Raw genomic sequence first — 13,850 nt, 5'->3', positions numbered from 1 at the left:
GCGCATGGCGAGCGGGCCGCAATCCGTCGGAGAGGGTGAGGACAAGGGCGACGAGGAGCGCGAGCGGGTCCTGCTCGCCCGCGACATCCTCGTCCATAACGAGCAGGTGAAGCTCACCGCCAACCTGATGAATATCGGCGCGGCGGGCTTTGCCATCACGGGGATCGTCGCACCCCTCACCGCCGCCATGGCGACGGGCCGCGTCACTGCGCCCGCCCTCGCCCTGATGGCCGTTTGGTTCGTGCTCGGCGTTGGTCTACACTTCGGTGCGAGGCTGACGTTGACGAATCTGCGATGATGAGCCTGACGACCTACGCCCTGGTCCTGGTGCCGTGCCTCGTCGGAGGCGCGGCTGTTCTCGGCGTGATGACGTTGCGCCGCTCCGCCGCCCGGCTCGACCGGCGGACGGCCCGGGCCGAGGCCGCGCCACCCCGGGGCCGGCAGGCGCATCCTGGAGCGGTGAGGCGGGTGGCTCGGTGCTGACCATCGGAATGCGGATGGCCGGTCGCGCCTCCATCGTTCTGGCGGTCATCTTCACGGTCGGCCCGGCATTCGCTGAAGTGTCGGACAAGGTCGACGAGACACACGCAGAGTACTGGATCGTCACCTGCGTCCTGCTGCTTCTGACCGCCCTCGCGGCGGCGAGCGGAGGTCGCCGGTGGTTGCTGGTGTGGACGGTCACCCTGATCTGGGGTCAGATCGGGTTCTGGACGGTCTGGGAATGGTTCGACGAGATTCGGCGGGAAGGATCGCTGTCCCTGCTGTGGGAGAGCGGAGCGGCGGCCGTGGCTCTGCTCCTCGCTCCACCGCTCTTTGCCGGACTGGCGCGACGATGGCATCGGGCCGGGATATCCGCTGCCTTGTAGAGAGCACCATTCCGATCCCTCTGGTAGTGCAGGGCGGCCGGTCGCTCGGCAGGGGTGTCTGACTGACCGCGGGCCGATTCTACACCCACTGCCCCGCAGCCCCCTCCGCCGCCCGGCGGATCGCCGCGATATTGGGTGCATAGGCCTCGCGCCCACCCTTGAAGGTGGCCGAACCCGCGACGAGGGCGTTGGCTCCTGCCTTCACCACCGCCGGCGCGGTCTCCGCCGTCACGCCGCCGTCGACCTCGATGTCGATGTCGCGGCCGGCGGTCATGGCGCGCACCCGGGACACCGTCTCGCAGACCGAGCCGATGAAGCTCTGGCCGCCGAAGCCCGGATTGACGGTCATGCACAGCACGAGATCGACCATGTCGAGCACCGGCTCGACGAGGCTCGCCGGGGAGCCCGGGTTGATCGCCACGCCCGCCTTCTTGCCGAGCGCCCGGATGGTCTGGAGCGAGCGGTGCAGGTGGGGACCCGCCTCGGCGTGGACCGTGATGATGTCGGCCCCGGCCTCCGCGAAGGCCTCCAGATACGGGTCGGCCGGCGCGATCATCAGGTGGACGTCGAAGACCGCACTCGTGTGCGGGCGCAGCGCCTTCACCACGACGGGGCCGAAGGTGATGTTGGGCACGAAATGCCCGTCCATCACGTCGATATGGACCCAGTCGGCCCCGGCCGCGACCACGTCGCGGACCTCCTCGCCGAGCCGGGCGAAGTCGGCCGACAGGATCGAGGGGGCAATCACCAGGGGACGGGTCATGGCAGGCCTCTTGAAACGCGCAAAAGGCCAGGGTTCTCACCCCAGCCCCGCGCAGACACAGGTCTATGGACGGACGATCAGCGCCGGCGGAACTGGCTGCCGCCGCGGAACGGCGGACGCGGGCCCGAAGAGCGCTCGTCCTTGTGGCGGAACACCAGACGGCCCTTCTCCAGGTCGTAGGGCGACATCTCGACGGTGACGCGGTCGCCGGCCAGAGTCTTGATGCGGTTCTTCTTCATCTTGCCGGCCGTGTAGGCCACGATCTCGTGGCCCTGGTCGAGCTGCACGCGGTAACGCGCGTCCGGCAGGATCTCGAGCACGAGACCGTCGAACTGCATCAACTCTTCTTTCGCCATTCACACTCTCCACCCGGGTCGCCGTCGCGGTCGGCGCCACCGGGAGCACATTGTCAAAATCTGATCGCGACGCGCCCGGCCGTACGGGTGCTCGGCCGAGATGCCGGGCGCGCTGATGGCCTTGTAACGCTCGCTGTGCATGTAAGGTGAGGCGATGGGACGCGCAAGCCGAGCCCGTGACGAACACACGGCTTCGTCATCGGGACAGGCGCGATCCTTGCACTTCGCGCAGCCCTGTCCCCCGCCAGGCCAGGCCAGGCCAAGCCGCGCAAGGCGTCGAGCGCACGGGGGAGGGCCTGCGCTCCGCCCGGGACAGCCGGATTACGCCGGATGTCGCCGCATGGATAAGCTGCCCGTTCGATCGGCATCCGTTGCCGGCGGCGCATCTTTGAGCGCCGGCCCGTGGCCGTTTCCTGGCCTTTCTGCTGCGAAGCGAGGCGCCTTGCTGTAGTTTCGTGCAGGGAGGCCCGCACCAGACGGGCTCCCGGAGGACGCTGCACGAGGAGACGACCATGCACGACGTCGCACGGACGCAGGGCGCGCCGCTGCCGCGCGCCGAGAGCACCGCCTGGTGGGCCGCGATGCCCCTCGACCTCTGGGGGGTGGTACTGGCGGTGATCGCCGCGGGCGGGCTGAAGCTCGCCGGGATCCTGCCGTAACGCGATCTCACCCCGACGAAATCCTGCCTCACGCTGCCCACGCCGCCGTCGCACTCTCGCCAAAGCTCCGGACCAGGCTGTCCGGCAAGAGTTTCGCAACGAACGGCCGGCACGATCCCTGCCTGGCTCGACCGCGAGGCGATACGCGCGCAGGAGGACGGTTCCATGCTGATGGCTTTCGTCGGACGCCTCACCCAGCGTTGGCGGGACCTCGTCGCGGAGATCATGGATCCCTACCGTCCCGAGCTGCACTACATGCGCGGCCCCGGCCCGCGCTGGCGCGAACGTCATCCGGAGGGATGAGGGCGCGGCCCCTTTCCGCTCCCTTGCGCCCCGGCGCCGATCGCGCCCAACTCACAGGCCCGTTCCACGACCGGAGCCCGCCCGTGACCATCGCGCACGCCGTCACCGGACACTTCGACGCCTCCCGCGCCGGGGACTACGAACAGCAGAGCCGCATCGCGCTTGCCGGCTACGAGGCCTGCCACGAACTCGCCGCCTGCATGCTGGCCGCCGCCCTCGGATCGGGCCGCACGGCGCGGGTGCTGGTGGTCGGCGCGGGTGGCGGGGCGAAGGAAATCGTCACCGCGGCGGGGCTGGAGCCGCTCTGGCGCTTCACCGCCGTCGATCCATCAGAGCCGATGCTGGCCCTCACCCGCACCCGCCTGGAGGAGACCGGCTTCGGCGCCCGCACCGAGACCGTGCTCGGGACCCTCGCCGACCTGCCGGATGAGGCGGCCTTCGACGCCGCGACCCTGATCGGGGTGCTCCATCATCTGGCGGGGGACAGGGCGAAGCGGGCGATCCTGGCGGCGATCGCCCGGCGCCTGCGCCCGGGCGCGCCGTTGATCCTCGCCTGCAACCACTGCCCCTATGCGAGCCAGCCGCTGCTGCTCGCCGCCTGGGGCGAGCGCTGGCGCCAGCACGGGGCGGGGCCGGCGGAGATCGTCGCCAGGCGGGCGAGGATCCTGGAGGCGGACCCGCCGCCATCGGAGCAGGCAGTGGCCGACCTGCTCCGCGAGACCGGCTTTGCGCCGCCGTTGCGCTTCTTCTCCAGCCTGTTCTGGGGTGCCTGGCTCACCCGGCTCGCCCCGGGCCCGGCCTGACGGCCGTGGCCCGATCCCGGCTGCCCTTGGCCCGGCCTGACGGCCGTGGCCCGATCCCGGCTGCCCTTGGCCCGGCCTGATCCTCCGCTTAGCCGGAAGCCGGCACCGCCTCGGTCAGCGTTGCCGGCCGGTCGGAGAGACGGCTCGCCACCGCGAGGCCGATCAGCGCGGAGGCGGCGATGATCAGGCCCGGTGCCGCATTCCAGCCGGTGGCGCCGATCAGCGCGTTGGCGGCGAGCGGCCCGAGGCCGCTGAGCAGCGTGAAGCCGAGATTGAGCGACAGCGCGACGCCGCTGAACCGCACCCGGGTGGGAAACAGCCCGGCGAGCAGGAAGGCGAAGCTGCCATTGGCCCCGGCCACCGCCATGGTGAGGAGCGGCAGGACCAGGAACAGGTTCGCGTCGCCCCGCGCCAGAACCTGGTAGGCCGGGATCACCCCGATCAGGATGACGAGCGCGGAGACCTGCATCAGCCGGCGCGGCGGGACGCGGTCGGCGAAGAACGAGGCGAAGAGCAGCGAGGCCGACATGGCGAACAGCGCGACGTTCATCGCCATCGCCACGGTCTTGGGCGGATACTTGAGCACCTGGATCAGGTAGGCCGGCATGTGGGCGAACAGGATGCCGTTGAAGCCCGCCGTCAGCGCGACGATGCCGATGCCGAGAAGCACCGGGCGGCGATGGTCGCGCAGCACCTCGCCGATCGGCCGGCGCGAGGCGCGGTGCTGGAGGCGAAGGAATTCGGGCGTTTCTTCCAAGCTGCGCCGCAGCACGAAGCTGACGAGCCCGACCACGCCGCCGAACAGGAAGGCGATGCGCCAGCCGTATTCCGCCATCATGGCGGGCGGCAGCCAGGATTGCAGGGCGAGGTTGACGAGGGCTGCGAGCAGCACGCCGCCATTGACGAGGCAGAAGACGATGCCGCAAGCGAGTCCCGGCCGGCGCGAGGCGGTCTCGACCACGAAGGTGATGGCGCCGGGCAATTCGCCGCCGATGCACAGCCCCTGCACGAAGCGCAATAGCACGAGGAGCAGGGTCGCCCACACGCCCCAGGCGGCGTAAGCCGGCACCAGACCCATGCCGAGCGTGCAGGCCGACATGGTGAAGACGGTGACCACGAACACGGTCTTGCGGCCGTAGCGGTCGCCGAAATGGCTCAGGACCAGCCCGCCGAGCGGCCGGGCGAGGTAGCCGACCGCGAACACCGCCAGCGACAGGGTGAGCGCCGCAACCGGATCGCTCGCCGGGAAGAAGGCGGCGGCGATGTCCTTGGCGAAGATCCCGTAGACGATGAAGTCGTAGTACTCGAGCCCGCCGCCCAGGCTCGCGAGCAGCGTCATCTTCCATTGGCGGCGGGTGAGATCGCTCCCGCTGCTCACATCCGGTGTCATCGTGGTGTCCTCCGGGGCGTTCTTGTCCTTGTGCCCCGGAGCGCCCCTTAGAACGGTTCGGCCGCCGCCGCCATATCGCGCCGGCTACATCACCGCACCGATCTGCCAGGGCACGAACTCGGCATCGCCGTAGCCGAAGCCCTCGGACTTGGTGCGCTCGCCCGAGGCGACCCGCAGGACGGTCTCGAAGATCTGGCGGCCCTTCTCCTCGATCGAGACGCCGTCGAGCACGTCGCCGCAATCGATGTCCATGTCGTCCTGCATCCGCCGGTACATCTCGCTGTTGGTGGCGAGCTTGATCGACGGGGTCGGCTTGCAGCCATAGGCCGAGCCGCGGCCGGTGGTGAAGCACAGCACGTTGGCGCCGCCCGCGACCTGGCCGGTGGCGGCCACCGGATCGAAGCCGGGCGTGTCCATGTAGACGAAGCCCTTGGCGGTCACCGGCTCGGCGTAGCGGTAGACGCCGGTCAGCGTCGTCGAGCCGCCCTTGGCGGTGGCGCCGAGCGACTTTTCCAGGATGGTGGTGAGCCCGCCGGCCTTGTTGCCGGGGGAAGGGTTGTTGTTCATCTCGCCGCCGTTGCGGGCGGTGTAGGCCTCCCACCAGTGGATCATCTCGACGAGCTTGTGGCCGATCTCCGGCGTGGCGGCCCGCGCCGTCAGCAGGTGCTCGGCGCCGTAGATCTCCGGCGTCTCGGACAGGATCGCAGTGCCGCCCTCGGCCACCAGCCGGTCGACCGCGGCGCCGAGGGCCGGATTGGCGGTGATGCCCGAATAGCCGTCCGAGCCGCCGCATTGCAGCGCCAGCATCAGCTCGGAGGCCGGCACGGTCTCGCGCTTGGCCTTCGCGACGGCGGGCAGCATCTCGCGGAGCGCCGCGATGCCGGCCTCGATGGTGCGCCGCGTGCCGCCGCTGTCCTGGATGGTGAAGCTGCGGAAGGTCTCGCTCTCCTCGATGCCGTAGGCGCGCTTCCAGCGGTCGATCTGCAGGCCCTCGCAGCCCAGGCCCACCATGATCACCCCGCCCATGTTCGGGTTGGCGGCGTAGCCCCAGAGCGTCCGCTTGAGGATGTCGGCGCCCTCGCCCTGGATGTCGTAGCCGCAGCCGGTGCCGTGGGTGAGCGGGATGATGCCGTCTATCCCTGGGAACTCGTCGAGGAGGCCGGAGCGGCGGGCCTCTTCCGCGATGAAGCGGGCCACGGTGGCCGAGCAGTTCACCGAGGTGAGCACGCCGACATAGTTGCGGGTCCCGACCTTGCCGTCGGCCCGGCGGTACCCCTCGAAGGTGGCGCGTTGCGCCTCCGGCGCCATCGCGACGGGACGTGCCTCCTCGCAGAAGCGGTAGTCACGCGCGAAGTCGCCCTTGTCCTCGCCGAGGCCCACATTGTGCTCGTGGACCCATTCGCCCGGCGCGATGGCACGGCTGGCGAAACCGATGATCTGGCCGAACTTGCGGATCGGCGCGCCCTCGGCGATCGGCACCACCGCGAATTTGTGGCCCCGCGGCACGCGGGCCGAGGCGGTCACGCCCTCGACGACGGCGCCGGGCACGATCGGGTCCACCGCCACCACGACGTTGTCCTCGTGGGCAAGGCGCACGATGCGGGGGTTGGTGGGGTGGAGCGGGGTGGGGGCGGACATGGGTGGGACCTTTTGGGGAAACGTCTTTGAATGATACGGCCGCTTGGAGCGGTCTGGAATGGTGTCGAGCACGGTACAGCAGGATGCTCGGGTGCGTGAGCGGCGGTTGAGAGCATGAGCCCTCCCCCCTCTGCGGGGGAGGGTGGTCCCTGCGTCAGCAGGGGTCGGGAGAGGGGCAGCGCGACGATTCTGGGTTGGCGCTCGTCACCATGGTCGCGACCGCGCCGGAAGCGGCGTCCCCTCTCCCTGCCTGCTCCGCAGGCCACCCTCCCCCGCGGAGGGGGGAGGGTTGGGTGCGCACGGCCGTCGCTACCGCACCTGCGACCTCGTCCTCAATGCGCCAGCGCCTCCGCCTTGGCCCGCCCGCCGAGATACGCCGCCCGGATGTCGTCGTTGGCCCACAGGTCCTGCGGCGCACCGCTGAGCACCAGCTGCCCGGTCTCCAGCACGTAGCCGCGATCGGCGACCGAGAGGCCCATGCGGGCATTCTGCTCGACGAGGAGCACGGTGGTGCCGCGCCGGCGCACCTCGGCGATGATGGAAAACACCGCCTGCACGATCACCGGGGCGAGGCCCAGCGAGGGCTCGTCGAGGAGCAGGATGCGGGGCTTGGCCATCAGCCCGCGGGCCAAAGCCACCATCTGGAGCTGGCCGCCCGAGAGCGTCCAGCCAAGCGCGTCGCCGAAGCGGCGGATGTCGGGGAAGAGCTCGAACATGCCCTCCGCCTCGTCCTTGATCTGGCGGGTCGAGAGCCCCTTCCGGTTCGAGGCGCCGAGCATGATGTTTTCGCGCACCGTGAGGCCCGGGAACACCCGGCGACCCTCCGGCACATGCGCCACGCCGCGGCGCACGATCTCCTCGGGGTTCAAGCCCAGCAGCGATTGTCCCTCGAACAAAACCTCGCCGCCGGCGGGCTTCACCAGCCCCGAGATGGTCTTGAGCGTGGTCGACTTGCCGGCCCCGTTGGAGCCCAGCAGCGTCACGACCTCGCCGGCCTCGACCGAGAACGAGATGCCGCGCACGGCCTCGATCTCGCCGTAGCGCACGGTCAGGTCGCGGATTTCCAGGAGTGCCATCCGTGTCTCCTGCGTCTCAGGCCGTCGCGAGGTCGGTCTTGAGGCCGATAGTCGGCCCGTCGGTCGATTCCTGGCCGAGATAGGCCTCGATCACCGCCGGCTCGCGCAACACCGTGGCCGTCACCCCGTCGGCGATGCGCCGACCGAAATTCAGCACCGTGATGTGGCTCGCCACGTCGCTCACCAGGGTCATGTCGTGGTCGATGATCAGGATGGTCAGGCCCTTGGCGGCCATCCGGCGCAGAAGCACGGTCAGCGCGTTCTTCTCGCTGGAATTCAGGCCCGCCGCCGGCTCGTCGAGGAGGAGCAGCACCGGGTTGCCGGCGAGCGCCCGGGCGATCTCGACGAGGCGCTGGTGCCCGTAGGAGAAGGACGAGATCGGCTCGTCGGCCCGCCCCTCCAGCCCGACGAAGGCGAGAGCGGCGCGCGCCCGCGCCTCCAGCGCGGCGCGGTCCTGGGCGACGATGCCGTTGCCCGGCCGCTCGGCGCCGATCACCACGTTCTCCAGCGCGCTCATCGAGCGGAACAGGCGGATGTTCTGGAACGTCCGCCCGAGGCCAGACGCCGCGCGGCGGTGCGGGGCGAAGCGGGTGATGTCCTGCCCGTCGAGCCGCACCCGTCCGCCGGTCGGGGTGTAGAGGCCCGACAGGACGTTGAGCGTCGTGGTCTTGCCCGACCCGTTCGGGCCGATCAGCGCGTGGATGCCGCCGCGAGCCACCGTGAAGCTCACCTCGTCGACCGCCTTCAGGCCGCCGAAATGCTTCGACAGCCCCTCGACCTGGAGCACCGGGGCGGCGGAGGCCGCCTCTTGCGTCAGCGTCAGATCCTGGGCCCGCGGCGGAGCGGCTTTCTGCGGCCGCAGGCGCTTCACCTGGTCGCCGAGGAAGCCCCAGATGCCCTCCGGCATGAACACCACGATCAGGATCACGGCGAGCCCGTAGATCGCGAGATAGAGGCCCGGGATCTCCTTGAGGAAGCGCAGCCATTCCGGGATCAGGATCAGCAGCCCGGTGCCGATCACCGCGCCGACCGGCGAGCCGACACCACCCAAGAGCGCCATGGTGAGGAACACCACCGACTCGGCGAAGGAGAACTGGTCCGGGCTGATATAGGTGAAGCTGCCGGCAAACAGCCCGCCGCCGAGGCCCGCGAGCAGGGCCCCGATGGCGAAGGCCATCACCTTGGTGCGGTAGATGTCGATCCCGGTGACGCCCGCCGCGAGTTCGTTGTCGCGCACCGCCCGCATGGCGCGGCCGAGCCGGGTCTTGGGCATCCGCCAGACCGCGTAGGCGACCGCCGCCAGCACGACGATGCAGAGTGCGAGGTAGCTCTGGCCGTCGGCGAACAGACCGGGGCGCTTGATGTTCGGCACGCCGTCCGGCCCGTGGGTGACCGGGATCCAGTTGATCATGATCAGCGTCACGATCTGCTGGAACGAGATCGTCACCATGGCGAGGTAGTGGCCGCCGAGGCGCAGCGTCGAGGCCCCGAGCACCGCGCCGAGGACCAGCGCCAGGACGAGGCCGATCGGCAGGCAGAGCCAGAAGCTGATCCCGAGATCGACGGTGCCGAGGCCGACCGCGTAGGCGCCGATGCCGAAGAAGGCGGCCTGGGCGAGGTTGATCTGCCCGCACAGACCCAGCACGACCGTGAGCCCGATCACCGCGATGGCGTAGGTCGCGGCCTGCATCAGGATGTTGAGCACGTAGCCGCTGAACGGCGTCGTGACGGCGAGGAACACCGCGACCGCCACCAGGGCGACATAGGCGAGGGTGCCGACGGGGAAGCGGCGGGCGGGAGCGGCGGACACCGGGTCCGCCGCGACGGGGCGAGGGGAGCCGGTCATGCTTTCTCCGCGATGCGTTCGCCGAAGATGCCCTGCGGGCGCAGGGCCAGGAAGGCGACGAGGACGATGAACGCGAAGGCGTCCTTGTAGGGCACCGAGATGTAGGCGGCGCCGAAGGTCTCGATGATGCCGAGCGCGAGCCCGCCGATGATCGCCCCGGTGACGTCGCCGAAGCCGCCGATGATGGTGGCGGCAAAGGCTTTCAGCGCGATGGTGCCGCCCATCTGGATCGACACGAACAGAACCGGCGCGACCAGGATGCCGGCGATGCCGCCCAGGACCGCACTGTAGACGAAGGTCAGCATGATCATCCCGGCGACCGGGATGCCGAGCAACGCCGCCATCTCCTTGTCCTGGGAGGTGGCCTGCAGCTTCTTGCCGAGGAGCGTGTGCTCGAAGAACCAGTACTGGAACGCCACCAGCACCGCGGTCACGGCGATGATCAGCAGGTACTGGGTGTCGAGGTAGACCGGGCCGACTAGGAAGCCTTGCGTCTCGAAGACCGGCGGCAGCACCTGCGGCTGCGGCCCGTAGAGGGCGAGCGTGGTGTTGGCGAGGAAGATCGAGGCGCCGATGGTCGAGATGATCACCGGCAGGTAGGTGCGGTGGCGCAGGGGGTAATAGACGCCGAGGTTGAACAGCGCGCCGAGCAAGGCCATGCCGCCGATGGCGAGCAGGAAGGACAGCCAGTACGGCCATTGCAGGTCGACGGCGAAGACCACCATCAGGAAGGCGGCGACCATCGAGAACTCGCCTTGCGCGAAGTTCACCACGTTGGTGGCGCGGAAGATCAGCACGAAGCCGAGCGCCACGAGGGCGTAGACGGCGCCGATGCCGATTCCCGTGAACAGAAGCTGGAGGATGAGGTCCATGCGGGCCCGTCCCGATCGGATGAAGAGGAGCGTGCCGCCGCGCGGGGCGCAGCGACTGAGACGGCGTCGGGACGGCGCAAGGCCGTCCCGGTCAGGTCGTCCGACAGGTCAGCCCTTGTAGAAGTCGATGCGCTTGTCGAAGACGATGTTGCCCTTGTCGTTGCGCACCACGTTGTAGCCGTGCAGGCCGTCGCCGTTCTGGTCGAAGTTGTAGGTCCCTTCCGCCCCCTCGTGGCCGCGGATGGCGAGCAGGGCCTCGCGGATCGCCTTCGGGTCGGTCTTGCCGGCGGCGTTGATGGCTTTGGCCAGCACCGTCACGGCATCGAAGGTCCAGGAGGACTGGTTGTCCGGCGGGATCTTCATCACCGCCCGGTAGGCCTTGCCGAAGTTGCGCGCCGCGTCGCTCGATTCTTCCGCGTAATCCGCCACCCCGTAGGTGTTGTAGAGCGAGGGACCGGCGAGCTTGAGCGCCGTGACGTTGACGATCGAGGCCGAGCCGACCCAGGGCGCCTGGACGCCGAGCTGGCGCAATTGCCGGGCGAAGATGCCGAGGTCGTTCTCGAAGGTGAAGTAGGAGCCGATCACGTCGGCGCCCGACTGGCGGATCGCCAGCACCACCGGCGTGAAGTCCTGGCTCTGGTTGGAATAGCCCTGGTCGAGCGCCACCGTGGCGCCGGACTTTCCGAGGGCCTCCGTCAGCGCCTTGGCGCCGCTGGTGCCGAAGGCGTCGGTCGAGTGGATGATCGCCCACTTCTTCTTGGCGAGCGTGGTCACGCCGTACTCGGCGATGACGCGGGCCGAGAAGCTGTCGTTCGGGCGGAAGCGGAACAGCCAGGGGTTGCCGAGCTGGGTCAGCACCGGATCGGTGCCGCCGAAGGCCACGGGCTTTCCGGTCTTGAGGATGTCCGGCGCCATGGCGTGGTTCTGGGTCGAGCGGATCGAGCCGAGGAACGCCACGAGGTCGGGTTGCGAGGCGAGCTTGGAGAAGGCCAGCACCGCGCCCGGATTGGTGGTCTGGTCGTCCTCGGTGACGATCTCCATCGGCTTGCCGAGCACGCCGCCGGCCTTGTTGACGGCCTCGAGCGCGATCTTGGCGCCGTTCAGCGCGAACCGGCCGGCATCGGCGCCTGGCCCGGTGACCGGCAGCACCATGCCGATGCGAAGGGTGCCGCCCTGGGCGCTCGCCGGCCGGATGATCGACGGCGCGACGACGCCGGCAGCCGCGACCGTGGCCGCACTCTTCAGGAAAACGCGGCGCGTCGTCCTCATCGGCATGTTCCTCCCATGGACATGACCGGTGCTTCGAGGCCCGGCCTTGGCCCGGATGAGACACCGGCAGCGCTGCCATGTCCATCCCCCTGTCCGCACCCCGGATTAAAAATGCCGGGCCTGATCTGCGCCGGATGCCCTCGACCTCCGGCCGCGGCACGGCCATTCTCCGGCGCGCCACAATCAAGAAACCGGGAGGATTTCTCATGCAGATCGCCGCTGCCGGCCTGACCGCCTACGTCCGGGACATCTTTTCACGCGCGGGCTGCTCGGAGGCGGAGGCCGAGCGGATCGGCCGCTACCTCGTCGCCGCCAACCTGACCGGGCACGACAGCCACGGGGTGATCCGGGTGCCGCGCTACGTCTCCTGGCTGAAGGAGGGCGAGGTCGAGGCCGACCGGACGCCCGAGGTGGTGACCGACGGCCCGGCCTTCGCGTTGGTCGACGCTCATTACGGCTTCGGCCAGACCGCCGGCCCGTTCGCCACCGAACTCGGCATCCGCAAGGCGCGCGAGAACGGCGTCGCCATCGTGGCGTTGCGCCATGCCGGCCATCTCGGCCGCATCGGCGAGTGGGCCGAGCAGGCGGCCGCCGCCGGCCTCGTCTCGGTGCATTTCGTCAACGTGGCGGGGAGCCTCTTGGTCGCGCCGTTCGGCTCGGTCGACCGACGCTTCTCGACCGCGCCCTTCGCGGCGGGCTTTCCGGTGGCGGGCGCCGAGCCTGTGATCCTCGATTTCGCCACCTCGGCGGTGGCCGAAGGCAAGGTGCTGGTCGCCTCGCAGGGCGGCAAGGCGCTGCCCGATGGCGTCCTGATCGAACCGGATGGCCGTCTCTCGGCCGACCCTGCGACGCTCTACGGCCCCCTCGACGGCCCGGAGCGCGACAACCTCAAGGGCGCCGGCGCGATCCGGGCCTTCGGCGAGCACAAGGGTTCGGGGCTCGCCCTGCTATGCGAATTGCTCGCCGGTGCGCTCACCGGATCGGGGACCGCGGGCCCTGGCGCGCGACGGTTCTGCAACGGGATGCTGTCGCTCTACATGACGCCCGAGGCCTTCGGCTCCGAGGACGCGATGGTGCGCGAGACCCGCGCCTATCTCGACTTCTTCAAGGGCGCGCGGCCGGTGCCCGGCGGCGAGGTGCTGCTGCCGGGCGAGCCGGAGCGGCGGACCAGGGCGCAGCGCCTGGCCGAGGGCGTGCCGCTGCCCGATCCGGTCTGGGAGACGCTGCTGGCGGCGGGACGGCCGTTCGGGCTGGATGGGGAGGCGTATCGGGGGTGAGCTGAAGTTGCGCTTTCAGGGAAGCCGCTCCTCACCATCCCCTTGTGGGCACCTTGCGGCGAGTGCGCTGTAAGCTTACCTTGCTGCATGGATTTCGACTGGCATGACGAGAAGAACGAGAAGGTGCGCGCGGAGCGCGGCTTCGGCTTCGAGGATGCGGTCGGGATCTTCCTCGGCCAGATTGTCGAGTGGCAGGACCTGCGCCAAGCCTACGGCGAACCTCGCATGATTGCGGTCGGTGAGGTCGGAGGCAGGTTCTACACCGTCGTCTACACGGATCGAGGGCCTGGTCCGCTGGATCATCACCGCCTGGCCCTCGAACAGGAAGGAGCGTACCCGATGGCGAAATTCAGTCTGAGCCAAGCGCTTCTGCACCGCCCCCAGGTCGACGAAGCCAAACTGGATTCGACGACGGAAGAGGATATCCGTGCCTATCAGAAGGAAGACGGGTTTGACCCCGAGTTCGAGCCGAAAGCGGTGCGGGTCGTGCCGGGTCCGCGCGACGTGCGGGTTCGACTTGGCCTGACGCAGAAAGAGTTCGCGGAGGCGCTGCACATCCCTCTGGCGACGGTGCGCAACTGGGAGCAGGGCCGTACCGTGCCGGACGCCCCGGCCCGCGCCCTGCTGACCGTCGTGGCGCGAGAGCCGGAGGCTGCCTTCGCGGCGCTCGGCACCGGCGTCGTGCCGGATGATGTCGACGAGGCAGCCAAGTCACCGCTATCGCGGTAAGTT

General features: G+C 69.6%; 16 protein-coding genes. 8 read left to right on the top strand and 8 right to left on the bottom strand.

The window, feature by feature from the left end; all coding sequences use genetic code 11:
• The first annotated feature begins 4 nt into the window (after positions 1 to 4).
• From HBB12_RS22030 to HBB12_RS22020, 3 genes are read left to right on the top strand one after another with little or no spacing between them, the layout of a single operon-like run.
• A complete protein-coding gene (locus tag HBB12_RS22030; RefSeq protein ID WP_236991309.1) occupies positions 5 to 298 on the top strand; it encodes a hypothetical protein in 294 nt (97 codons plus the stop codon).
• The gene (locus tag HBB12_RS22025; RefSeq protein WP_236991308.1) at positions 295 to 483 is read left to right on the top strand and encodes a hypothetical protein; all 189 of its coding nucleotides are present in this window, start codon (positions 295 to 297) and stop codon (positions 481 to 483) included. Before HBB12_RS22030 ends, HBB12_RS22025 begins: the two co-directional genes overlap by 4 nt.
• Positions 477 to 866, top strand: a complete 390-nt coding sequence (locus HBB12_RS22020; RefSeq protein WP_236991307.1) for a hypothetical protein — start codon at positions 477 to 479, stop codon at positions 864 to 866. The genes HBB12_RS22025 and HBB12_RS22020 overlap by 7 nt, the downstream gene beginning before the upstream one ends.
• A 79-nt stretch (positions 867 to 945) precedes the next feature.
• Here the strand turns inward: HBB12_RS22020 and rpe are convergent, their stop codons facing one another.
• On the bottom strand, positions 946 to 1,629 hold the full coding sequence (rpe, locus tag HBB12_RS22015) for a ribulose-phosphate 3-epimerase (RefSeq protein ID WP_236991306.1): 684 nt from the start codon (positions 1,627 to 1,629) through the stop codon (positions 946 to 948).
• A gap of 77 nt (positions 1,630 to 1,706) precedes the next feature.
• On the bottom strand, positions 1,707 to 1,985 hold the full coding sequence (gene infA / locus HBB12_RS22010; RefSeq protein ID WP_048429304.1) for a translation initiation factor IF-1: 279 nt from the start codon (positions 1,983 to 1,985) through the stop codon (positions 1,707 to 1,709).
• Between the two features lie 512 nt (positions 1,986 to 2,497).
• On the opposite strand from infA, the gene HBB12_RS22005 reads away from it, so the two are divergent.
• The 3 genes from HBB12_RS22005 to HBB12_RS21995 all read left to right on the top strand — a co-directional run bounded on the left by HBB12_RS22005 (position 2,498) and on the right by HBB12_RS21995 (position 3,750).
• Positions 2,498 to 2,644, top strand: a complete 147-nt coding sequence (locus HBB12_RS22005; protein ID WP_236991305.1) for a hypothetical protein — start codon at positions 2,498 to 2,500, stop codon at positions 2,642 to 2,644.
• A gap of 165 nt (positions 2,645 to 2,809) precedes the next feature.
• The gene (locus tag HBB12_RS22000; RefSeq protein ID WP_203155932.1) at positions 2,810 to 2,947 is read left to right on the top strand and encodes a hypothetical protein; all 138 of its coding nucleotides are present in this window, start codon (positions 2,810 to 2,812) and stop codon (positions 2,945 to 2,947) included.
• Between the two features lie 83 nt (positions 2,948 to 3,030).
• Entirely contained in the window at positions 3,031 to 3,750 is a 720-nt protein-coding gene (locus HBB12_RS21995; protein WP_236991304.1) for a class I SAM-dependent methyltransferase, read from the top strand.
• Between the two features lie 88 nt (positions 3,751 to 3,838).
• Here the strand turns inward: HBB12_RS21995 and HBB12_RS21990 are convergent, their stop codons facing one another.
• From HBB12_RS21990 to HBB12_RS21965, 6 genes are all read right to left on the bottom strand, one after another.
• Positions 3,839 to 5,140: an MFS transporter gene (locus HBB12_RS21990; protein WP_236991303.1), complete on the bottom strand. Its 1,302-nt coding sequence runs from the start codon at positions 5,138 to 5,140 to the stop codon at positions 3,839 to 3,841.
• An 84-nt stretch (positions 5,141 to 5,224) separates the two neighbouring features.
• On the bottom strand, positions 5,225 to 6,778 hold the full coding sequence (locus HBB12_RS21985) for a D-arabinonate dehydratase (protein ID WP_236991302.1): 1,554 nt from the start codon (positions 6,776 to 6,778) through the stop codon (positions 5,225 to 5,227).
• Between the two features lie 332 nt (positions 6,779 to 7,110).
• Positions 7,111 to 7,854, bottom strand: coding sequence for an ABC transporter ATP-binding protein (locus tag HBB12_RS21980; RefSeq protein ID WP_236991301.1), 744 nt, complete (start codon positions 7,852 to 7,854; stop codon positions 7,111 to 7,113).
• Positions 7,855 to 7,870: 16 nt separating this feature from the next.
• On the bottom strand, positions 7,871 to 9,700 hold the full coding sequence (locus HBB12_RS21975; protein WP_236991300.1) for a branched-chain amino acid ABC transporter ATP-binding protein/permease: 1,830 nt from the start codon (positions 9,698 to 9,700) through the stop codon (positions 7,871 to 7,873).
• Complete coding sequence (locus HBB12_RS21970) at positions 9,697 to 10,572, bottom strand: branched-chain amino acid ABC transporter permease (protein ID WP_236991299.1); 876 nt, start codon at positions 10,570 to 10,572, stop codon at positions 9,697 to 9,699. The genes HBB12_RS21975 and HBB12_RS21970 overlap by 4 nt, the downstream gene beginning before the upstream one ends.
• 108 nt (positions 10,573 to 10,680) lie before the next feature.
• Positions 10,681 to 11,841, bottom strand: a complete 1,161-nt coding sequence (locus HBB12_RS21965; RefSeq protein WP_236991298.1) for an ABC transporter substrate-binding protein — start codon at positions 11,839 to 11,841, stop codon at positions 10,681 to 10,683.
• Positions 11,842 to 12,047: 206 nt separating this feature from the next.
• On the opposite strand from HBB12_RS21965, the gene HBB12_RS21960 reads away from it, so the two are divergent.
• A complete protein-coding gene (locus HBB12_RS21960; RefSeq protein ID WP_236991297.1) occupies positions 12,048 to 13,118 on the top strand; it encodes a malate/lactate/ureidoglycolate dehydrogenase in 1,071 nt (356 codons plus the stop codon).
• Between the two features lie 87 nt (positions 13,119 to 13,205).
• Positions 13,206 to 13,847 carry a BrnT family toxin gene (locus tag HBB12_RS34395; protein WP_336886947.1) on the top strand — a complete coding sequence of 214 codons (642 nt, stop codon included), beginning with the start codon at positions 13,206 to 13,208 and terminating at the stop codon, positions 13,845 to 13,847.
• The last annotated feature ends 3 nt before the right edge of the window (positions 13,848 to 13,850 follow it).

The organism is Methylobacterium sp. SyP6R, assembly GCF_019216885.1.
In the GTDB taxonomy this organism is placed as follows: Bacteria; Pseudomonadota; Alphaproteobacteria; order Rhizobiales; family Beijerinckiaceae; genus Methylobacterium.
Note: the sequence above shows the minus strand (reverse complement) of the source record. Positions and strands in the feature narration are given on the sequence as shown.

Coding starts and splice junctions, on each gene's coding strand:
- HBB12_RS22030 (WP_236991309.1), top strand. CDS start 5: ATGGCGAGCGGGCCGCAATCCGTCGGAGAGGGTGAGGACAAGGGCGAC.
- HBB12_RS22025 (WP_236991308.1), top strand. CDS start 295: ATGATGAGCCTGACGACCTACGCCCTGGTCCTGGTGCCGTGCCTCGTC.
- rpe (WP_236991306.1), bottom strand. CDS start 1,629: ATGACCCGTCCCCTGGTGATTGCCCCCTCGATCCTGTCGGCCGACTTC.
- infA (WP_048429304.1), bottom strand. CDS start 1,985: ATGGCGAAAGAAGAGTTGATGCAGTTCGACGGTCTCGTGCTCGAGATC.
- HBB12_RS22005 (WP_236991305.1), top strand. CDS start 2,498: ATGCACGACGTCGCACGGACGCAGGGCGCGCCGCTGCCGCGCGCCGAG.
- HBB12_RS22000 (WP_203155932.1), top strand. CDS start 2,810: ATGCTGATGGCTTTCGTCGGACGCCTCACCCAGCGTTGGCGGGACCTC.
- HBB12_RS21990 (WP_236991303.1), bottom strand. CDS start 5,140: ATGACACCGGATGTGAGCAGCGGGAGCGATCTCACCCGCCGCCAATGG.
- HBB12_RS21985 (WP_236991302.1), bottom strand. CDS start 6,778: ATGTCCGCCCCCACCCCGCTCCACCCCACCAACCCCCGCATCGTGCGC.
- HBB12_RS21980 (WP_236991301.1), bottom strand. CDS start 7,854: ATGGCACTCCTGGAAATCCGCGACCTGACCGTGCGCTACGGCGAGATC.
- HBB12_RS21975 (WP_236991300.1), bottom strand. CDS start 9,700: ATGACCGGCTCCCCTCGCCCCGTCGCGGCGGACCCGGTGTCCGCCGCT.
- HBB12_RS21970 (WP_236991299.1), bottom strand. CDS start 10,572: ATGGACCTCATCCTCCAGCTTCTGTTCACGGGAATCGGCATCGGCGCC.
- HBB12_RS21965 (WP_236991298.1), bottom strand. CDS start 11,841: ATGAGGACGACGCGCCGCGTTTTCCTGAAGAGTGCGGCCACGGTCGCG.
- HBB12_RS21960 (WP_236991297.1), top strand. CDS start 12,048: ATGCAGATCGCCGCTGCCGGCCTGACCGCCTACGTCCGGGACATCTTT.
- HBB12_RS34395 (WP_336886947.1), top strand. CDS start 13,206: ATGGATTTCGACTGGCATGACGAGAAGAACGAGAAGGTGCGCGCGGAG.